18 protein-coding genes are annotated in these 18,598 nt (G+C 72.1%); 10 read left to right on the top strand and 8 right to left on the bottom strand.

The genetic code is table 11. From position 1 onward, the window contains the following. Positions 1-57: 57 nt before the first annotated feature. Entirely contained in the window at positions 58-1,461 is a 1,404-nt protein-coding gene (locus tag Asi02nite_RS05725; protein ID WP_203711083.1) for an MFS transporter, read from the top strand. A gap of 13 nt (positions 1,462-1,474) precedes the next feature. Here Asi02nite_RS05725 and Asi02nite_RS05720 read toward each other — a convergent pair whose 3' ends face one another. From Asi02nite_RS05720 to Asi02nite_RS05710, 3 genes are read right to left on the bottom strand one after another with little or no spacing between them, the layout of a single operon-like run. Beyond that, a complete protein-coding gene (locus Asi02nite_RS05720) occupies positions 1,475-2,308 on the bottom strand; it encodes a carbohydrate ABC transporter permease (protein ID WP_203711082.1) in 834 nt (277 codons plus the stop codon). Continuing rightward, positions 2,308-3,297: a carbohydrate ABC transporter permease gene (locus Asi02nite_RS05715; protein WP_203711081.1), complete on the bottom strand. Its 990-nt coding sequence runs from the start codon at positions 3,295-3,297 to the stop codon at positions 2,308-2,310. Before Asi02nite_RS05715 ends, Asi02nite_RS05720 begins: the two co-directional genes overlap by 1 nt. Continuing rightward, positions 3,294-4,601, bottom strand: a complete 1,308-nt coding sequence (locus Asi02nite_RS05710) for an ABC transporter substrate-binding protein (protein ID WP_203711080.1) — start codon at positions 4,599-4,601, stop codon at positions 3,294-3,296. Before Asi02nite_RS05710 ends, Asi02nite_RS05715 begins: the two co-directional genes overlap by 4 nt. A 141-nt stretch (positions 4,602-4,742) precedes the next feature. On the opposite strand from Asi02nite_RS05710, the gene Asi02nite_RS05705 reads away from it, so the two are divergent. Then, a complete protein-coding gene (locus tag Asi02nite_RS05705; RefSeq protein WP_203711079.1) occupies positions 4,743-5,762 on the top strand; it encodes a LacI family DNA-binding transcriptional regulator in 1,020 nt (339 codons plus the stop codon). Between the two features lie 45 nt (positions 5,763-5,807). Here Asi02nite_RS05705 and Asi02nite_RS05700 read toward each other — a convergent pair whose 3' ends face one another. Continuing rightward, positions 5,808-6,734, bottom strand: coding sequence for an SDR family NAD(P)-dependent oxidoreductase (locus Asi02nite_RS05700; protein ID WP_203711078.1), 927 nt, complete (start codon positions 6,732-6,734; stop codon positions 5,808-5,810). Positions 6,735-6,808: 74 nt separating this feature from the next. Between Asi02nite_RS05700 and Asi02nite_RS05695 the strand changes: the two genes are divergently transcribed. From Asi02nite_RS05695 to Asi02nite_RS05685, 3 genes are all read left to right on the top strand, one after another. Further along, positions 6,809-7,720 (top strand): AraC family transcriptional regulator, encoded by a 912-nt coding sequence (locus tag Asi02nite_RS05695; RefSeq protein WP_203711077.1) that lies wholly within the window; start codon positions 6,809-6,811, stop codon positions 7,718-7,720. Between the two features lie 81 nt (positions 7,721-7,801). Next, a complete protein-coding gene (locus Asi02nite_RS05690) occupies positions 7,802-8,392 on the top strand; it encodes a SigE family RNA polymerase sigma factor (RefSeq protein WP_203711076.1) in 591 nt (196 codons plus the stop codon). Next, a complete protein-coding gene (locus Asi02nite_RS05685; protein WP_203711075.1) occupies positions 8,328-9,452 on the top strand; it encodes a hypothetical protein in 1,125 nt (374 codons plus the stop codon). Before Asi02nite_RS05690 ends, Asi02nite_RS05685 begins: the two co-directional genes overlap by 65 nt. Before the next feature lies 1 nt (position 9,453). On the opposite strand, the gene Asi02nite_RS05680 is transcribed toward Asi02nite_RS05685, so the two are convergent. Further along, the gene (locus Asi02nite_RS05680; RefSeq protein WP_203711074.1) at positions 9,454-10,137 is read right to left on the bottom strand and encodes a TetR/AcrR family transcriptional regulator; all 684 of its coding nucleotides are present in this window, start codon (positions 10,135-10,137) and stop codon (positions 9,454-9,456) included. A gap of 73 nt (positions 10,138-10,210) precedes the next feature. On the opposite strand from Asi02nite_RS05680, the gene Asi02nite_RS05675 reads away from it, so the two are divergent. Next, entirely contained in the window at positions 10,211-10,903 is a 693-nt protein-coding gene (locus Asi02nite_RS05675; protein ID WP_203711073.1) for a DUF4386 domain-containing protein, read from the top strand. 6 nt (positions 10,904-10,909) lie between these two features. On the opposite strand, the gene Asi02nite_RS05670 is transcribed toward Asi02nite_RS05675, so the two are convergent. After that, positions 10,910-11,395, bottom strand: coding sequence for a hypothetical protein (locus tag Asi02nite_RS05670; protein ID WP_203711072.1), 486 nt, complete (start codon positions 11,393-11,395; stop codon positions 10,910-10,912). Here Asi02nite_RS05670 and Asi02nite_RS05665 point away from each other — a divergent pair. Both Asi02nite_RS05665 and Asi02nite_RS05660 read left to right on the top strand, forming a co-directional pair. Continuing rightward, positions 11,394-11,690, top strand: coding sequence for a zinc-binding dehydrogenase (locus tag Asi02nite_RS05665; protein WP_203711071.1), 297 nt, complete (start codon positions 11,394-11,396; stop codon positions 11,688-11,690). The two genes, Asi02nite_RS05670 and Asi02nite_RS05665, sit on opposite strands and share 2 nt — an antisense overlap. Before the next feature lie 86 nt (positions 11,691-11,776). Beyond that, positions 11,777-12,745 (top strand): LCP family protein, encoded by a 969-nt coding sequence (locus tag Asi02nite_RS05660; protein WP_203711070.1) that lies wholly within the window; start codon positions 11,777-11,779, stop codon positions 12,743-12,745. Here Asi02nite_RS05660 and Asi02nite_RS05655 read toward each other — a convergent pair. Further along, positions 12,742-14,550 (bottom strand): sensor domain-containing diguanylate cyclase, encoded by a 1,809-nt coding sequence (locus tag Asi02nite_RS05655; protein WP_239126518.1) that lies wholly within the window; start codon positions 14,548-14,550, stop codon positions 12,742-12,744. The genes Asi02nite_RS05660 and Asi02nite_RS05655 overlap by 4 nt on opposite strands. A 150-nt stretch (positions 14,551-14,700) precedes the next feature. On the opposite strand from Asi02nite_RS05655, the gene mgrA reads away from it, so the two are divergent. Together mgrA and Asi02nite_RS05645 are read left to right on the top strand one after the other, a co-directional pair. Then, the gene (gene mgrA, locus Asi02nite_RS05650; protein WP_203711068.1) at positions 14,701-15,747 is read left to right on the top strand and encodes an L-glyceraldehyde 3-phosphate reductase; all 1,047 of its coding nucleotides are present in this window, start codon (positions 14,701-14,703) and stop codon (positions 15,745-15,747) included. 22 nt (positions 15,748-15,769) lie between these two features. Continuing rightward, a complete protein-coding gene (locus Asi02nite_RS05645) occupies positions 15,770-17,509 on the top strand; it encodes an Hsp70 family protein (protein WP_203711067.1) in 1,740 nt (579 codons plus the stop codon). On the opposite strand, the gene Asi02nite_RS05640 is transcribed toward Asi02nite_RS05645, so the two are convergent. Continuing rightward, positions 17,506-18,537 (bottom strand): LacI family DNA-binding transcriptional regulator, encoded by a 1,032-nt coding sequence (locus tag Asi02nite_RS05640; RefSeq protein ID WP_203711066.1) that lies wholly within the window; start codon positions 18,535-18,537, stop codon positions 17,506-17,508. The two genes, Asi02nite_RS05645 and Asi02nite_RS05640, sit on opposite strands and share 4 nt — an antisense overlap. Positions 18,538-18,598 lie beyond the last annotated feature (61 nt).

The following is an 18,598-nucleotide window of genomic DNA, read 5'->3' as shown; positions in this document are numbered from 1 at the left end:
GCTCCGCTTTTCCGGAGTCCGGTTATCAGCTTACCTCTCTCGCACAGGACTCCTTCGATGACTCTGACCTCAGCTCCACCGGTGGTCCGGCCCCGCACCACCTCGCTCGTCTTCACGCTGCTCGGCCTCGGCGCCGGGACGTTCGCGATGTTGCAGTCGCTGCTCAGCCCGGTGCTGCCGACCCTGCAGCACGACCTGGGCACCACCCAGGCCGGCGTGTCCTGGGTGCTGATCGCCTGGCTGCTCTCGGCGTCGGTCGCCACCCCGATCCTCGGCCGGGTCGGCGACATGATCGGCAAGCACCGCGCCCTGCTGGTGGTGCTGGGCGCCATCGCGGTGGGCAGCCTGGTCGCGGCGCTCGCGCCGTCCATCGGCGTCATGGTCGTCGGCCGGATCATCCAGGGCCTCGGCGGCGCGATCTACCCGATCTCGTTCGGCATCATCCGCGACGAGTACCCGGCGCACCGCGTGCCCCGGGCCGTCGGCGCGATGTCGAGCGTCATCGCGGTCGGCGGCGGCATCGGCACGGTCCTCGCCGGCCCGATCAGCGACGGCCTCGGCTGGCGCTGGCTGTTCGGTATCCCGCTGCTGCTGGTGCTGGCCATCGGCGCGCTGGCCGCGCGGTTCGTGCCGACCTCACCGGTGCGCAGCGGCGGCCGGATCAACTGGGCCGCGGGTGCGCTGCTAGCCGTGTGGCTCGTCGCGCTGCTGCTGCCGTTGAGCCTCGGGTCGAGTTGGGGTTGGCTGTCCGGGCGTACGCTCGGCGCGTTCGCACTGGCGGCGGTGAGCTTCGCCGCCTGGGTCACGCTGGAGACGCGCTCGGCGAACCCACTGATCGACATGCGGATGATGCGCCAGCGGGCGGTGTGGACGACGAACCTCGTCGCGCTGCTGTTCGGCGCCGCGATGTTCGCGGTCATCACCTTCCTGCCGCAGTTCATCCAGACACCGCCGAGCGCCGGGTACGGCTTCGGTTCGAGCGTGACGGTCGCCGGCCTCCTGGTGCTCCCGACGCTCGCGGCGATGGCGGTGGGGGGCATGGCCAGCGGACCGATCCACCACGTGGTCGGCTTCCGGGCGCAACTCGCGTACGGTTCGGCGTTGCTGCTGGTGGGCTGCCTGGGCTTCGCGTTCTGGCACGACACGGCGTGGCAGGTGGCCCTCGGCGGCGTGGTCTTCGGCCTGGGGCTCGGATTGGCCTACGCGGCGATGACGAGCGTCATCGTGCACACGGTAGCCCCGGCGATGACAGGCGCGGCGACAGGCATGAACACGAACATCCGCACGATCGGCGGCGCGATCGGCACGGCCCTGGTAAGCGCGATCATCACAGGCTCGGCGGGCGAAACCGGCACACCGACCGCCACGGGCTACACGACGGCCTTCGCAACCCTGGCGGCCATCGCCGCCCTGGGCGTGGTGCTCTCCCTGCTGATCCCGACCGCCCGGGGTCGCACCTGACCGGCCGCGACGGTCAACCCTTGACCGCCCCCTGGAGGCCGCCGACGATCTGTTTTTCCGTCAGCGTGAAGAAGAGCAGCGCCGGGACCATCGCCAGGGAGGTGAAGGCGAGGATGCCCGCCGTGTCGCTCGTGTACTGGCTCGAGAAGTTCTGCACGCCCAGTGGCAGCGTGTGCAGGTCGACGTCGCTGAGGACCAGGAGTGGGAGCAGGAACGCGTTCCAGCTCGCCACGAAGGCCAGCACGCCGACCGTGACCAGCGCCGGTTTCGACAGCGGCAGCGTGATGCGCCAGAGGAAGCCCAGGCGGCCCGTGCCGTCGATCGCCGCCGCGTCCTCGAGTTCGCGGGGTATGGCCGTGAGGAACGGGCGCAGGATCACGATCGTGATGGGCAGTGAGAACGCCACCTGGGGCAGGATCACGGCATAGTACGAGTTGGTCAGGTCGAGGTCGCGCAGCATGAGATAGAGCGGCAGGATCGCCGCGCCCGCGGGGAAGAGCAGGCCCAGCGTGAAGAAGGTGTAGAGGGCCTCGCGGCCGCGGAAGGTGTAGCGGGCCAGCACGTACGCCGCGCACAGGCCGAGGACGACCACGCCGAGCGTCGTGCCGAGCGCGACCACCGCGCTGTTCCACGCCTGCGACCAGAAGTCGCTCTGGGTCAGCACCCGCTGGTAGTTGTCCCAGACCCACGGGTCCGGCAGGCCGGCCGGGTCGGCGACGATCTGCGGCGTCGTGCGGAAGCCGCCCACGATGACGTAGACCACCGGGGCGATCGAGACGGCGGCCACGGCGAGCGCCAGCGCGTACATCAGCGGGTTGCCCCACGAGAAGGGGCGGGAGGAGGTCATCAGTTCGCCCTTCCGGTGAGCGCGCCCTGGATGTCGCGGCGCAGCAGGAATCGCTGGAACAGCAGCGCGGCCACGAACGAGATGACGAACAGGATCACGGCCACCGCGTTGCCGTAGCCCCACAGGCGCGCGAAGAAGCCGTTGTCCACCATGTACGTCGCCATGGTGGCCGAGGCGCCCAGCGATCGCACCGCGGGCACCGAGGTCACCCAGATCACGTCGAAGACCTGCAGCGACCCGATCATCGACAGGAACATCCAGATTCTGATCGTCGGGCCGAGCAGCGGAAGCGTGACGTGGCGCTGGATCTGCCACCAGCCGGCGCCGTCGATCGCGGCTGCCTCGGTCAGCTCGTGCGGCACATTGGACAGTCCGGCGAGCAGCAGGATGATGGCGAAGCCCACATATTTCCACGTGAGCACGAAGAGCAGGGTCCAGATCACCACGTCGAGGTCGGCCAGCCAGGCCTGCACCAGCCCGCCGAGGCCGATCGAGCGCAGCAGGGCGTCCATCGTGCCGCCGTCGGTGAGGATCAGCTTCCACATGATGCCGACGGTCACCTCGGCCAGCACGTACGGCACGAAGACCAGCAGCCGGAACACCGTGCGGCCGCGGAAGCGCCGGTTCAGCAGCAGCGCGACGGCCAGCGCGATCGGGCCCTGCACCAGCAGCGAGCCGACCACGATGACGGCGTTGTTGCGCAGCGCGTCGAGGAAGATGGGGTCCTGGAACGCCAGCACATAGTTGTCGAAGCCGACGAAGTCCGTGGGCGGCCCGACCCCGCGCCAGCGGTAGAGGCTGTAGTAGACCGCGAAGCCCATCGGCACGAGCACGAACATGACGTACACGGCGATCGCGGGCGTGGTCAGCCCGATGATCTCGTACCACTTGCGTCTGGTCTCGGCGGCCCGGGTCGACGAGCGCCGGACGCGGCGGGGACCCGCCGGCGGCGCGGACGCGCCGCCGGCGAGGTCGAGGGTGCGGGTCACTTCTTGGCAGCCGACTTCATCGCGTCGACGACCTGTTGCGGCGTGCCGTTGCCGGCGAAGATCGCGACGATCGCGTCGTTCATCGCGTTGCCGACGGTGCTGCCGAACGCGGTGTCCAGCCAGAGCTGCACGTAGGTGGCGCTGGAGGTCGCCTCCAAGATGGACTTGAGCGCCGGGTCCTGCACGCCGCTCTCGGCACCCTTGGCGACAGGGAGGCCGGTGCCGGTCTCGGCGTAGCCCTTCTGCACCTCGGGGCTGACGATGTACTTGAGGAACTCGACGCACTCGGCCGGCGCGTTCTTGGCGCAGGAGAAGCCGTCGCCGCCGCCGAGGGCCGCCTTCGGGTCGCCCGCCGCGCCGGACAGCGCCGGCACCGGGAACCAGCCGAGGAACTTGGTCACCGCGGCCGGGTCCTCCGCGACCGTCTCGAGCGTGCCTCTGTTCCAGTCGCCCATCAGCTCCATCGCGGCCTTGCCGTTGGCGAGCAGGCCGTTCGCGCTCGTCGGATCGTTCTGGCCCGGCGTCGCGATGAAGTTGTTCTGGAACGGCTTGGTGTCGATGAAGGCCTTGAGGTCCTCGCCCGCCTTGACGAAGCACGGGTCGTCGAAGGTGAGGTCGACCGAGGCCTTCTTCAGCGTGTCCACGGAACAGGACCGCAGCGCCATGTTGTACCACCAGTGCGCCGCCGGCCACTTGTCACCGGCGCCGACCGCGATCGGCACGACGTTGATCGCCTTGAGCTTGGTGACCGCGTCGTTGAGCTCCTGGAACGTGGTCGGCGGCGCGGCGATGCCCGCCCGCGCGAACATGTCCTTGTTGTACCAGATGCCCTCGATGCCCATCCGGAACGGCAGCCCGTACTGCTTGCCGTCGACCTGCCAGATCTCCGCCGCGCTGCCGATGTTGCCGACCTCGGTCTTGACCTGGTCCGTGATGTCCTTCAGGTAGTCGGCCTCCACCTGCTCGCGGATCTCGCCACCGCCCCAGGCCTGGAAGATGTCCGGCGGGTCGCTGGTCAGCAGGGCGGCGGGGAGCCGGGTGCGCTGGAGTTGGTTGGTCTCGATCGCCTCGATCTGGATCGTGACGCTCGGGTGGGCGGCGGAGAAGTCCTTGGCGACCTTCTCCCAGTAGGTCTTGCCGGGACCGTCCTGTGAGGCGTTGTGCCACCAGGTCAGCGTCACCGGGTTCGCGTACAGGTCGCTGGCGGGTTCCTCGTCCTCGCCACCACCGCCGCAGGCGGACAGCGCGAGCGCGCTGGTCAGAAAAATCGCGAGAAATGCCCTAGCTCGGTGCTTGATCGCCATCGATGTCTCCTCGACCGGTCAGTCGCGGTGCTCGGCATTGACGGCGAGTGTTCCAGTCATTTCTCGCCAGTGTCAATCGTTATCGATATCGGTTTCGAAACGCTGCGTTAACCGCGACGGCGGGCAGCTATCCTCATCCGCGTGGCGTTCCCGCAGCGTGTGAAGATGTCGGACGTGGCCCGCACGGCCGGCGTCTCGGTGGCCACCGTGTCCAAGGTCGTCAACGGCCGGTACGGGGTGGCGCAGGCGACCGTGGAGCGCGTCCAGCAGGTGATCCACCAGCTCGGCTACGAGGCGAGCCTGGGCGCGCAGAGCTTGCGCAGCCACCGCACCAACGTGCTCGGCATCCTGGTCGCCGAGTTCGAGCCGTTCTCGACGGAGCTGCTCAAGGGCGCGTCCAAAGAGGTCGCGGGTACGGGCTACCAGCTGCTGGCCTACTCGAGCGGCGACGGCGGTGGCACGGCCATCGGCTGGGAGCGGCGGTCACTGGCCCGGCTGTCCGGCACGCTGATCGACGGCGCCGTGATCGTGACCCCGACGGTGGTCGAGACCAAACAGGACTTCCACGTGGTGGCCGTCGACCCGCACACGGGCCCGTCGGGCCTGCCGACGATCGACTCCGACAACTTCGCGGGCGCGGTGCTCGCCACCAACTACCTGCTCTCGCTGGGCCACCGGCGGATCGCGCACCTCAGCGGCCGCCCCGACCTCGAGTCGGCCCGGCTGCGCGAGGCCGGCTTCCGCAAGGCGATGGCGGACGCGGGCCTCGCGGTCGACGAGAGCCTGGTGCGGATCGGTGGGTTCCGCGCCGAGAGCGCGGCCGGCGCGGCCGCGGAGCTGCTCGCGCTCCCCGACCGGCCGACCGCGGTGTTCGCCGGCAACGACCTCTCGGCCATCTCCACGATGGAGGTTGCCCGGGGCATGGGCCTGTCGGTGCCCGACGACCTGTCGGTGATGGGGTTCGACAACGTGCCGGAGTCGGCCTCGGTCAACCCGCCGCTGACGACCATCATGCAACCGCTGCAGCAGATGGGCGCGTCGGCGTTGCGGCTGCTGGTCGACCTCATTGCCGACGTCGAGCGCGACATCCACATCCGGCTGCCCACCGAGCTGGTGGTCCGCGCGTCCTGCGCGCCCTGTCCCCCGTCGGCCCCGAGCTGACGGAGGAGGGCACGACACCGGACGCCTGCGAACCGGGACCGTCGTTCACCGCACCAGGGGCAGGCCCAGCTCCCAGAGGCGGTCGGCGGCGTCCTCGTCCATTGCGTGCGCGGCCACACCACTGCTGGCGTCCGGGCCGCCGGCCACGACCGGCGCCTCGCGGTTGTCCTCGAAGTAGCGCCCGGTCACCCCCGCCACCGTCGGCGACCCGGCCAGCAGCACCGTCGTCGACGCGCCCTCGGCGGGCGTCTTGTAGTGCGCCGGCACCACGAGCCGGCCCGACTCGTCCATCGCACCGAACCGGACCATGGTCTCCCGGTCGATGTGCCGCTGCAGCTTGGTGTGGATCGTGCCCGGGCCCAGCGCGTTGGCCACGATGCCGTCGGCCGCCCAGCGCCGGGCGAGGCCCACCGCGAGCAGCACGTCGGCCGTCTTCGACTGCCCGTACGCGGCCCAGCCCTCGTAGGGCCGGACGGCGAACTGCGGGTCGGCGAAGTCGACCGGGTGCGCGAGGTGGGCCCCGGAGCTGACCGCGACGACCCGGCCACCGGCGTCGGCGAGCGCGCCGTGCAGCCCGTACGCGAGCGCGAAGTGACCGAGGTAGTTGACCGCCAGTTGGAGCTCCCAGCCCTCGGGGCTGGTCTGCCGGTCGGGCAGCGCCATGATCCCGGCGTTGGCGACGAGGGCGTGCAACGGCCCGTCCCAGTCGGCGACGAACGCCCGCACCGACGCCAGGTCGGCGAGGTCGAGCCGGCGGGCCAGGACACGGCCGGGTGCCGCCTCGTCGATCAGCGGCTTGGCGTCGGCGGGCTCGCGGGTGGCGACGGTGACCTCGGCGCCGGCGCCGGCGAGGGCCCGGACGGTCTCGGCGCCGATCCCCGAGGCGCCGCCCGTGACGATCATCCGGCGGCCGGTCAGGTCGACGCCGGCGAGGATCTCAGGTCCCGTGGTACGTGCATCGAAATCTGTCATGGCGGCTACGCTACGAAGCGAAAGCCGGACGATGAATAGTTGAGAGTGCAGCCTTCTTTAGCGAGCGTCCAACCATGGATCCTTTGGAAGACGTCCTGACGTTGATCGGCGTCAACGGCCACCTGTCTGCCAGCATGGCCGCGGGCGGGCGCTGGGGCCTGCGCTTCAACCCGCTCGACGGGGTGAAGTTCAACGCCCTGCGCCGTGGCCGCTGCCTGCTCACCGTCGAGGGCCTGGCCGCGCCGATCGAGCTGGCCACGGGCGACTGCTTCCTGCTCACCCGGCCGGTGCCGTTCGTCCTGGCCAGCGACGCCGACACAGCACTCGAACCCGCCGACCCGGTCTTCGCCGCCGCGGGCCCCGACGGCGTCGCGCGGGCCGGCACGGGCGACGAGGTCGCCCTGATCGGCGGCAGGTTCAGCTTCCACCAGCGGGCCCGGGCGCTGCTGCTCGACGGCCTGCCCCCGGTCATCCACGTCCCGGCCGCGACCGCGGAGGCGGGCGCGGTGCACTGGGCGATCGACCGGATCGCCGACGAGGTGCGGCACACGCGGATCGGCTCGACGCTCGTGGCGGAGCACCTGGCGGTCGTGATGCTGATCCAGGTGCTCCGCTTCCACCTGGCCACGGCGGCCACCCCCGGGTCCGGCTGGCTGGCGGGTCTGGCGGACCCGGTGGTCGGGCCGACCCTGCGGGCGATGCACGCCGACCCCGCCGCCCGGTGGACGGTCGAGTCGCTGGCCGGCGCGGCGGCCGTGTCCCGGTCGACGCTGGCGGCCCGGTTCCGCGACCTCATCGGCAAGGCTCCGCTCGACTACCTCACCGGCTGGCGCATCGAGCTCGCCGCCGCCCGGATCCGTCGGGGCGACGGCACCCTGGCCGCCATCGCCCGTGACGTCGGTTACGGTTCCGAAAGCGCGCTGAGCGTGGCGTTCAAGCGGGTCACCGGCACGTCACCCAGCCGATACCGGTCCGAGGCATCCTGACGGCCGAGAAAGTTCCGGGTCACGTGCATCGCCGCGGGGGCTCCGGGCCGTTCTACGGCAGTGGCGGAGGGAGCGGCCGGTTTGAAACCAGCTGACGAGGACGGGTTCCGCGAGTTCGTGGCGTCCGAGATGGCGACGCTGCGCAAGCTCGCGTACGTCACGTGCGGCAACTGGCACGCCGCCGAGGACGCGGTGGCCAACACCCTCGCGAAGCTCTACCCGCGGTGGGCCGGCCTGGACCGCCCGGACCTGTACGCGCGGACGATGGTGGTGCGCGCCGCCATCGACGAGACGCGTCGGCCCTGGTGGCGCCGCGAACGGTCCGCGGGCCACGAGCTGCCCGACGTGGCCGGCTCCGACCCCAGTGGGATCACGGACGAAGGCCTGCGGGTACGCGCGGCGTTGCGCGCGGTGCCCGCCCGGCAGCGGGCGGTGCTGGTGCTGCGCTTCTACCTGGACATGACCGTCGAGGAGGCCGCGGACGTGCTCGGCGTGCGCACCCCGACGATCCGCAGCCAGACGAGCCGCGGCCTGGCCAACCTCCGCGAAGCACTGGCCGCCAGCGGCGTGGACCTCGACGAAAACCCGGAACCAGGAGCGTGGATAGATGCGGCTCAAGGACATCGTGGATCTGGCGACCTCCGAGGCACCACCCCCGCGCTACGACGTTGACGAGATCGTCGCCCGGGGGCGCGGCGAGCAGCGCCGGCGGCGCACCCGGACCTGGGCGACCTCCGGCGCGGCCGCGCTGGCGGTGCTCGGCGTCGTGGCAGCCGCGGTGCAGGCCGGCACCGAACGGGCGCCGGCGGAGGTAGCCGCCGCCTCGGCCGGGCCGCTCGTGCCGGTCCCGGTCGACGCGCCGCCGTTCACGTTCACCGTCGACGGCTATCAGGTGGGCCGGTTGCGGGTGGCCCGGCCGATCGACGTGTCCCGGTCCTACCAGCTCTCGCCCGTCTACTCGGACGATCTCGTCACCAACGACCGGGCCGTCGACCCCGACGAGCCGGCGGTCTCGTCCCCCAGCCTCTACGCCTACCTCACCGTCTACCGACCCGGCGCGTACGACCCGTCCAGGCTCCCCGGCGCGACGACGGTGGACGTCGGCGGCCGCCGCGGCCTGGAGGCCACCGCGCCGAACCCGGGCGGCATGGCGATCGTCCGCACCCTGGCCTGGGAGTACGCCGACGGCGCGTGGGCCGTGATCGACGCGAACTCCAGCGAGGCCGAGGACCCGTCCGCGGCGGAGTTGCGCGCGCTCGCCGCCGGGCTGCGGGGCACCGCGCCCCGCCCGGCGAAGGTCCCGGTCACGCTGGGTCACGTGCCCGACGGCTACCGGCTCGACGAGGTCGCGATGCACGCGATGACCGGGCTCAACGGCATCGCGTCCGCCCGGGACGGCGACCACGCGGGCCTGCTGTTCAGCCGGCCGGGCCAGCCGACGTCCGGGCTCACCGAGCCCTTCGGTGGTGTCGAGGGCCGCGACGTGCCGAACAGCTTCGTGGTCTACGTGGTCCCGGCCGGCAACTCGAACCAGCGCCCGTCGCCGCGCGTGACCTGTGGCGCGTACTTCTGCAACCGGTGGTCACCGGACGGCGCCGTGAACGTGCAGGTCGCCAGCGGCGGCCCCGGTGCGCTGCCGACGCCCGAGCTGGCGAAGATTCTCTCCGACATCACCCTCGCCGACGTGGCCGACGAGTCCACGTGGACGCGGGCGCCCGCCGTGGTCAGGTAGGTCACCGCCGCGCGCGGAGGCGGTCGAGGCCGTCGAGGAGCAGGTCGAGGGTGAACTCGAACTCGACCTGGCTGTCGCACCAGCCGAGCGTGGGGTCGCCGGCGCCGTGCATCTCGTGGGCGACCATCGCGGTGATGTGGGGGAGGGCTTCGGCCAGCGCCGCCAGGTCGGCCTCCGCGGTGTCGGGGTCGAGGCTGCCGCCCGCGGCCGCCGGGCTGAAGACCTCCTGGGCGAAGCCGAACGGCAGGCTGCCGAACGCGTGGATCGCCCGGTGCGCGAGGTGGTGCGAGAACCCGGCGTCGAGCAGCGTGCCGACGATCCAGTCGAAGTAGGCGAAGACGTCGGGCGGGATCGTGCCGCGCGTGGTCAGCAGGCCGGGGGCCCACGGGTGCCGCAGCATGACCGCGCGGGCGGCGAGGAAGCGCCGCCGCAGCCGGGTGCGCCACTCCCCCTCGGCCGGCTCCGGCGCGGCCGCCGCCAACTCCGCGAAGACCGTGCCGAGGACGCCGTCGAGCAGCGCCTCCTTGCTCGGAACGTAGAAGTAGAGCGACATCGCCTCGACACCCAGGTCGGTGGCGAGCCGGCGCATCGTCAGCGCCTTGACGCCCTCGGCGTCGGCCAGTGCCACGGCGGCCGCGAGCACCCGCTCCCGGCTGAGCGGCTCCCGAATTGTCTTGTCTGCCATCTGCTTCCCCACGCTGGTGGTGTCACCTTACCATGTAAGGCGCCTTACATTGTAAGTCGAAGGGATTCCGGAGATGCCGTCGATCCGCACCGCCCGCCTGACCGGTCTGTTCTACCTGGGCCTCGCCGTCGCCGGCGGCCTGAGCTTCCTGCTCATCCGGTCGCGCCTGTTCGTCGCCGACGACCCCGCCGCGACGCTCGCCAACCTGCTCGACCACGAGTCCCTGGCCCGCGCGGGCATCGCGTTCGAGTTGCTCACGGTGCTGACCCAGGCGCTCGCGGCGGCCTGGTTCTACCGCCTGTTCCACGCGGCCAACCGCTTCGCCGCCGCCGCGATCGCCGCGTTCGGCCTCGTCAACGCGGTCGCGGTCCTGGTGAGCAGCGCCCTGCTGGCCACGGCCCTGGAAACGGCCCGCGCCGGCGGCGACGCCGCGCCGGTCCAGTTGCTCCACACGGTGAGCGGCCACCTCTGGTCGGTCGGCGGCCTGTTCTTCGGCCTGTGGCTGATCCCGATGGGCCGCTGCGTCCTCGACTCGGGCTGGATGCCCCGCGCTTTGGGTTGGCTCCTCGTCGCGGGCGGCGCCGGCTACGTCCTGAGCGCCTTCGTCCGCTACCTCTCCCCCGACACGGCGACGATCGCCGACACCCTCGCCTACCCGGCGACGGCGGGCGAGCTCTGGATGATCGGCTACCTCCTGATCCGCGGCGCCCGCCGGCAGGCGCCGGACCGTTCCCCCGCGGCCACCCCGCAGCCGGCAACGCTGTAGGCGACGTCAGCCCGCCCCGGCGGGCCGGGCGGTCAGGCCCGTCGCGGTGGCCTGGAGGAGGCGGGTCAGCCGGGGTTCGAAGTCGAGCGCCGCGTGCCCCCAGCGCGGCTCCTGGGCGTAGAGGTCCGCCAGCGTCGGTGTCGGGTGCGCGAGTTGCCACAGGTTGGCGGTCAGGGCCAGGGTGACGGTGAGCAGATCGCGCACCTGCGGCGCGGACAGCGCGCCCGCCCCGGTCAGGGTCGCGACGATCTCGTCGTACGCCGCGAAGCTGTTGGTCTTGTAGCGGCGCGCCCGGTCGACGGACACCTCGCCCTCCAGGCTCAGGGGCACATGGGTGAGCAGGTCACAGAACAGGGGCAACGCGGCGATCGAGGCGCCCACCTCGGCTGCCAGGTCGGCGGCGCGCAGGCCGTGCGCGCCGGCGAGCCGCGCGGCCAGTGAGTCGCGCCATTCGCCCCAGCCACGTTCGGCCAGTTCGAGGAGCAGCTCCATGGCCCCGATGGCCCGGATGCTGCTGGTCGGCAACGGCAGCGGCGACTGGTCGCACCGCGTGGACACCAACACGCTCTGGGGCGGCAACCTCGGCCTGCTCGGCTTCAACGTCGGCTGGTACCTGCCCCACCACCCGGAGCAGGCCGGCCCGGCCGCCGAGCACGCCCTGCGGGCGATCCGCGCGGGACTGCTCGACATCCGCACCGAGACGCTGCCCCTGGCCGACGCCGCCGAGGCGCACCGCCGGCTCGCGGCCGGCGCCGTCGGGGGACGGATCCTGCTCACGACCGCCTGACCAGGGAGTTCACAGGTTGGCTCATTAACGTCCTTCACGTTCGGCGGCCGTGGGGTCACCGGTGGGACTGATGGGCTGGATGTGACATGCGGCGGCGGAAACGGATCCTGATCGGCGTGCTGTCGGCGCTGCTCGTGCTGGGCGCGGCCGGCGGGATCGGTGGCTGGGCGTACGCCCGCTCGCTCAACGGGCATCTCGCCCGCACCGACGCGTTCACCGACGTGCCGCGGGAGAGCCGGCCCGAGCCCGTCGTCAAGGGTGCGCTCAACGTGCTGCTGCTCGGCAGCGACTCCCGCGACCCCGACAAGACCTCGGACTCCCGTACCGACACGATCATGGTTCTGCACGTCGACGCCGACCACAAGAAGGCCGAGGTCATCTCGATCCCCCGCGACACCTGGGTGTTCGTGCCCACCTCGCCCGACGGCGAGCACGGCAACACGATGGCGAAGATCAACGCGGCGTACGCGTGGGGCGGCACGCCGTTGACCGTGCAGACCGTCGAGACGTTCACCGGCGTGCACATCGACCACGTGGCCCTGATCGACTTCGCCGGGTTCGCCCAGGTCGTCGACGCGCTCGGTGGCGTGGACCTGAAGATCGAGAAGACCATCAAGTCGATCCACTCTCCATATCGGACGTTCAAGAAGGGCACCCAGCACCTCACCGGCGCGCAGGCGCTCGACTACGTGCGGCAGCGCTACCAGTTCGCCGACGGCGACTTCAGCCGCGAGCGGCACCAGCGCGAGTTCCTGCAGGCGTTGCTGGACAAGGCCGCCGGCGCCGGCACGCTGGCGAACCCCGTCAAGCTCAACGGTTTCCTGCAGGCCGTGACCAAGTCGATGACGGTCGACCAGGACTTCGACCTCGTCAACACCGTGGTTCAGCTCCGCGACCTGCGCAGCGACGACCTGACCTTCCTGGGCAGCCCGAGCACGGGTACGGGCGACCGCGACGGCCAGAGCGTCGTGCTCTCCGACAAGACGAAGGCCAAGGCGCTCTACCAGGCAGTCGCCGACGACACCGTCCAGCAGTACCTCGCCGCCAACACCTAGGCCCGCTCCGAGAAGAGCCGCGTGCCGGAACCCTGGCGCTTGGCCTCGTACATCGCCTCGTCCGCGTCCCGGAGCAGCGCCTCGATCGGCTTGTCGCCGCTGACCGCGACGCCCACGCTGGCCAGCGGGCGCACCGTGTGGCCGCCGATCGAGAGCGGCCGGCCGAGCGCCGCCTCGATCCGCCGGGCGGTGGCCAGCGCGGCCCGTTCGGTCGTGTCGGCCAGGATGACGCTGAACTCGTCGCCGCCGAGCCGGGCCACCGTGTCCCCGGGCCGGACGCTGCGGCGCAACCGCTTGGCGGTGACCCGCAACAGCTCGTCGCCGGCCTGGTGACCCAGGCGGTCGTTGACGTCCTTGAACCTGTCGAGGTCGAGCAGCAGGACGGCGGTGCCCTGGCCGCGGACGCCGGGCTCGTGCAGCGCCTCCGCCCGCTCGTTGAACAGCGCCCGGTTGGCCAGCCCGGTCAGCGGGTCGTGGCTCGCGTCGTGCCGCAGCCGGTCGCGCAGGGCGACCGTGTCGGTGACGTCGCGGACGTTGAGCACCACGCCGCCGACCGCCGGATCATCGAAGCGGCCGGTGGCGATCACGTTGAGCCAGACCGTCGCGCCGTCGACGCGCCGGGCGGCCAGCTCGAAGGAGCCGTTCGCCGCGCGCCCGCCGAGCACCGGCGCCAGCAGCCGGTCGAACCGCCCGCGGTCGCGTGGCCGGAGCACCTCGCCCGCCCGCCGGCCCACCGCCGCGGCCGGGTCCTGGCCCAGCACCGGCCGCAGCGCCGGGGTGCCGTAGGTGACCACCCCGCCGCGATCGAGCACCAGCGTGACGTCCGACGAGTGCTCGACCAGCGACCGGAACCACCGCTCGCGCTCGGCCAGCGTGTCGACCGAGTCGTCGAGCTGGGCGACCAGCCGGGCGTTCTCCACGAGCAGCAGGTCCTGACGCAGGATGATCAACGCGGCGATGACGACGGTGCCCATCGCGACGCCCCAGGTCCGCACGGTCAGGCCCTCGTCGGCGAGCTGGCCCACGAGCAGCAACTGGGTGGCGGCGAGCGCGACCAGCGGCACGAGGAGCCGGGCGCGCCGGCCGCGCAGCCCGGTGGACGTGCGCCGGCCCAGCCGCTCGAGGCAGGGCGCGGCCGCGAGCAGCAGCGGCGGCACCAGCCGGCCGATCAGCGCCAGGCGGGCGTCGTCGACGCCGGCGACCTGCGGGTTGAGGGCGCGTTCGAGGCCGTGCAGGACGAACGCGACACCGATCGCGAGACCGCAGGCGGTCACGAACGGGGCCGCGCCGACCACCAGCAGGCGGGTCACCGCGAACGCCGAGACGAACATGATGATCGCGCCGATCGCCGTCCAGACCCGCTGCGCGGGGTTCTCGGCCTGGCCCGCGCCGCTCAGCGCGATCGTCCAGACGAAGACGGCCGCGGCCACCAGCACCGTGCTCGCCTCCAGCCACAGCCCGTGGCGCTGCCGCTGGTCGCCGTCGGTCGGCACCGGGCCGAGCATGAAGCAGAGCAGGAACGCGGAGCCGACGGTGAGCAGTGCCGACGGGACGGTCCAGGCGGCGCTCTCCCGCCCGGGCTCCACTATGACGTCGATCGCCCGCAGCAGCGGGCTGACGGTGAACAGGACCCCGCTGGCCGTCGCGGCCCGCCAGAACCGGCGGGTCAGCGGGGAGCGGTCGGTCGCCGTGGCCAGTTGCCAGGACAGGCCGGTGAACACCAGCGAGCAGGCCGCCTGGGTCGACCAGGACGCGACGGCCGGCGCGGGACCCACCGCGATCGCGATCGTCGCCGCGACGAACATCGCCAACAGCGCCCACAGCCAACTCTGGGGTCTCAGTGCTCGTCTCCCGTACCCTCGCCGGCCCCGCAAACCTTCATCAGACCACGCGGCATATCCCACACGGGCGGGTACGCGGATCGTCGGCCGCGCGGGCGGGCCTAGGGTGAGCCCATGCCCGCTATCGGAACCTCCGTGTACGCCGCCGCCGACGACCGCTACGACGCGATGCCCTACCGCCGCTCCGGTCGTAGTGGGCTCAAGCTGCCCGCCATCTCACTCGGCCTGTGGCAGAACTTCGGCGGCGAGCGGCCGCTGGAGAACCAGCGGGCGATCCTCCGGCGCGCCTTCGACCGCGGCGTCACCCACTTCGACCTGGCCAACAACTACGGCCCGCCCTACGGATCGGCCGAGGAGGCGTTCGGGCAGATCATGGCGAGCGACCTCCGGCCGTACCGGGACGAGCTGGTCGTCTCCACGAAGGCCGGGTACGACATGTGGCCGGGGCCGTACGGCATCTGGGGTTCCCGGAAATATCTGCTCGCCAGCCTCGACCAGAGCCTGGCCCGGATGGGCCTCGACTACGTCGACATCTTCTACTCGCACCGGTTCGACCCCGAGACGCCGCTCGAGGAGACGATGGGCGCGCTCGACGCGGCGGTACGCCAGGGCAAGGCGCTCTACGTCGGCATCTCGTCCTACTCGCCGGCGATGACCGAGCAGGCGGTGCGGATCCTGCGGGACATGGGCACGCCGTTGCTGATCCACCAGCCGTCGTACTCGATGCTCAACCGCTGGATCGAGGACGGGCTGCTCGACGTGCTCGACCGGGAAGGCGTGGGCTGCATCGGCTTCTCGCCGCTGGCGCAGGGCATGCTGACCGACCGCTACCTCGACGGGATCCCGGCGGGTTCCCGGGCCGCCCGCGAAGGCTCGTTCGACGCGGGCTGGCTGACCGGGGAGAACCTCGGCAAGGTCCGGGCGCTCAACGACCTCGCCCGCGGCCGCGGCCAGACGCTGGCGCAGATGGCGCTCGCCTGGACCCTGCGCGACCCGCGGATGACCTCGACGCTGATCGGCGCCAGCAGCGTGGCGCAGCTCGACGACAGCCTGTCCGCGCTGGACAACCTGGCGTTCACGGCCGACGAGCTCGCCGAGATCGACCGCCACGCCACGGAGTCCGACCTCAACATCTGGGCCCGCTCCTCCCAGGCCGGCTGAGGGTCTTCGATACGGTTGCACCGTGAACGGCTACGGGGCACGGCTGGGCATCGACTTCGGCACCTCGCACACCGTGGCCGCGCTGGCCGAGCACGGCCGGCCGCCGCGGGCGATCCTGTTCGACGGCTCGCCGTTGCTGCCGTCGGCCGTGTGTGTCGACCCGTCCGGGCGGCTCGTGGTCGGCCGGGACGCGCTGCACCTCGCTCTGTCGATGCCCGCCGGGTTCGAGCCGACGCCCAAACGCCGGGTCGACGACGGCACCGTGCTGCTCGGCGAACGCGAGGTGCCGGTCGAGGAGCTGATCGAGGCCATCCTCGCCCGGGTGCTGGAGGAGGCGAAGCGGGTCGCGCTGGGGCCGGTCACCGGCACGACCCTGACCTTCCCCGCCTCCTGGGGCAGCCGACGCCGGGACCTGCTCCGCGCGGTCGCCGAACGGACCCTGCCCACGGTCTCGCTCGTCGCGGAGCCGGTGGCCGCCGCCAGCTCCTTCGCCGACCGCGCGCTGCCGGTCGGCCAGTGCGCACTGGTCTACGACTTCGGTGGCGGCACGTTCGACGCGTCCGTGGTGCGCCGCCACGCGACCGGCTTCGAGACGGTCGCCACCGAAGGGCTCGCGGACTGCGGCGGGTTGGACGTCGACGCGGCGATCGTCGACCATCTCGGCGGCACGGTGGGGCAGCGGGACCAGGTGGCCTGGCGCCGGCTGACGAACCCGGGCGACGTCGCCGACCGCCGGGCCAGCCGCCAGCTCTGGGACAACGTGCGGGCCGGCAAGGAGATGCTCTCCCGCGCGACGACGACCCTCGTCCACGTGCCGCTGATCGACGCGGACGTGCCGCTCGGCCGCGAGGAGCTCGACGAGCTGACCGCACCGGTGCTCGCCCGCACGCTCGACGCGACGCGGGCGGTCCTCACGGCGGCCGGGATCGCGGACCGTGAGCTCGGCGCGGTCTACCTCGCCGGCGGTTCGAGCCGGATGCCCGCGGTCGGCACCGCCCTGCACCGCGCCCTGGGTGTCGCACCGACGCTGGTGGACCAGCCGGAGCTCGTCGTCGCCGAGGGCAGCCTGCGGGCGACGGCGGCGCCGTCCGACTCTCCGGCGACGGCGGCGCCGTCCGACTCTCCGGCGACGCCCGCGGCCGTGCCCCCGCCGACCCGGCGACCGAAGCGGGTGGCGGTATGGTCCGGGGTGGCGTTGGCTGTGGTCCTGGTGGCCGGTCTCGCGGCGATTCCCACGATCGGTCGTCGCGGCGATGGCGGCGCCGACCCGCGCGCCGCCGTGACGGGCACCGCGACCGCCGGCACGCCGTCCGGCACACCGTCACCGTCCGCCTCCGCATCGTCCAGGGTGGACCCGTGCGTGCTCGGAAGCTGGCGGCTGACGTCCGGCACCCAGCAGCACATCATCAACGGCGCAGAGCAGCAGTTCCGTGGCGGCGCGGGCAAGACCGCGGTGTACCGCGCGGACGGCACGGTCACCCTCGACTACAAGGCCAGCGCCGCGTACACCGCATCCGTCGGCGGGGCGAACTGGCGGATGGTGTACCGCGGTGTCGGCACCATGAACGTCCGGCACGCCGACGGCCTCGAATACACCCGCGACATCAAGGCCAAGGGCTCGTACCAGTTCTACCGCAACGGCGAGCGGCGGAGCTCCGGTGCCTTGGACTTCCTCCCGGAACCGTCGCGCTACACCTGCATCGGCGACGAGCTGACGTTCTACTACAGCACCGGATCCGAGGAGTTCTCCCGCGTCCGCTAGCGCGGCGCCGGACCGGTGGAGTCGCGGACTACCAGCCTGTGGCCGGTGGGGCGGCGGCGGGCCCGGGCCGACTTGGGTTTCAGCGCCAGCTCCAGCGCCATCCGGCCCAAGTCGGTCATCGGCAGCCGGACGGTGGTGAGCGACGGTGCCAGGTCGGCCGCGACCGAGACGTCGTCGAAACCGACGACCGACATCCGCTTCGGGACCGGGATCTTCTGTCCACGAAGGACTGACAGCACGCCCATCGCCATCGCGTCGTTCAGCGCGATGATGGCCGTCGTGTCGGGGTGGTCGCGCAGGATCCGTTCCGTCGCGCGGCAGCCGCCGTCGCGGGTGAAGTCGGTGTGCACCACCGGCATCTCCGCGGGGTCCAGCCCGCGGTCGCGCAGCGCCCCCAGCACCCCGGCCATCCGGTCGGTCACGGTCGTCAGGCCGCCGGTGCCGGCCGCCACCGCGATCCGCCGGTGGCCCAGGTCGAGCAGGTGCGCGCCGAGCGCCCGCCCGCCGGCCTCGTTGTCGGGCAGCACCGCGTCGACGCCGAGCGCGTGCCGGCCGATGACCGCTACGCGGCCGCCCAGGCTCTGGAACGCGGTCAGCTCCGCCTTGGTCTCCGCCTCGATCCGCGGGTCGTTGTAGCCGGACCCGGCGATGATGATGACACCGACCCGCTGCGCGATCAGGTGCCGGATCTGCCGCAGCTCGTAGTGCGGGTCGCGGCCGGAGTGGCAGATCTGGACCATCAGCCCCTGCTCGCCGGCGACCTGGATGACCCCGCCCGCGATCTCGGAGAAGTAGGGGTCGTCGACCTGGTGCACGACGAGCCCGACCGAGGAGCTGGCCCCGCCCGCCAGCGTGCGCGCATAGGGGTTGGCGACGTAGCCCAGCTCGGCCGCGACCTGGCGGACCCGGCTCGCGACCTCCTCGCTGACCCCGTCGCGGCCGGTGAGCGAGCGGGACGCGGTGGCCAGCGAGACGCCGGCGCGCTCGGCGACGTCGACGAGCCGCAGTCGCGGTCCAGGCTTGGGCATGCGTGACTCCCGGGCGGGCATCGATCCAGCGACACGTTTGACTATTGCCAGTGGCCTATGC

It is taken from the genome of Asanoa siamensis (assembly GCF_016862555.1).
Taxonomy (GTDB): Bacteria; Actinomycetota; Actinomycetes; order Mycobacteriales; family Micromonosporaceae; genus Asanoa; species Asanoa siamensis.
This window is presented reverse-complemented; position numbering and strand designations above follow the sequence as displayed.

Coding starts and splice junctions, on each gene's coding strand:
- Asi02nite_RS05725 (WP_203711083.1), top strand. CDS start 58: ATGACTCTGACCTCAGCTCCACCGGTGGTCCGGCCCCGCACCACCTCG.
- Asi02nite_RS05720 (WP_203711082.1), bottom strand. CDS start 2,308: ATGACCTCCTCCCGCCCCTTCTCGTGGGGCAACCCGCTGATGTACGCG.
- Asi02nite_RS05710 (WP_203711080.1), bottom strand. CDS start 4,601: ATGGCGATCAAGCACCGAGCTAGGGCATTTCTCGCGATTTTTCTGACC.
- Asi02nite_RS05700 (WP_203711078.1), bottom strand. CDS start 6,734: ATGACAGATTTCGATGCACGTACCACGGGACCTGAGATCCTCGCCGGC.
- Asi02nite_RS05695 (WP_203711077.1), top strand. CDS start 6,809: ATGGATCCTTTGGAAGACGTCCTGACGTTGATCGGCGTCAACGGCCAC.
- Asi02nite_RS05685 (WP_203711075.1), top strand. CDS start 8,328: ATGCGGCTCAAGGACATCGTGGATCTGGCGACCTCCGAGGCACCACCC.
- Asi02nite_RS05680 (WP_203711074.1), bottom strand. CDS start 10,137: ATGGCAGACAAGACAATTCGGGAGCCGCTCAGCCGGGAGCGGGTGCTC.
- Asi02nite_RS05675 (WP_203711073.1), top strand. CDS start 10,211: ATGCCGTCGATCCGCACCGCCCGCCTGACCGGTCTGTTCTACCTGGGC.
- Asi02nite_RS05665 (WP_203711071.1), top strand. CDS start 11,394: ATGGCCCCGATGGCCCGGATGCTGCTGGTCGGCAACGGCAGCGGCGAC.
- Asi02nite_RS05670 (WP_203711072.1), bottom strand. CDS start 11,395: ATGGAGCTGCTCCTCGAACTGGCCGAACGTGGCTGGGGCGAATGGCGC.
- Asi02nite_RS05660 (WP_203711070.1), top strand. CDS start 11,777: ATGCGGCGGCGGAAACGGATCCTGATCGGCGTGCTGTCGGCGCTGCTC.
- Asi02nite_RS05655 (WP_239126518.1), bottom strand. CDS start 14,550: ATGTTCGTCGCGGCGACGATCGCGATCGCGGTGGGTCCCGCGCCGGCC.
- mgrA (WP_203711068.1), top strand. CDS start 14,701: ATGCCCGCTATCGGAACCTCCGTGTACGCCGCCGCCGACGACCGCTAC.
- Asi02nite_RS05640 (WP_203711066.1), bottom strand. CDS start 18,537: ATGCCCAAGCCTGGACCGCGACTGCGGCTCGTCGACGTCGCCGAGCGC.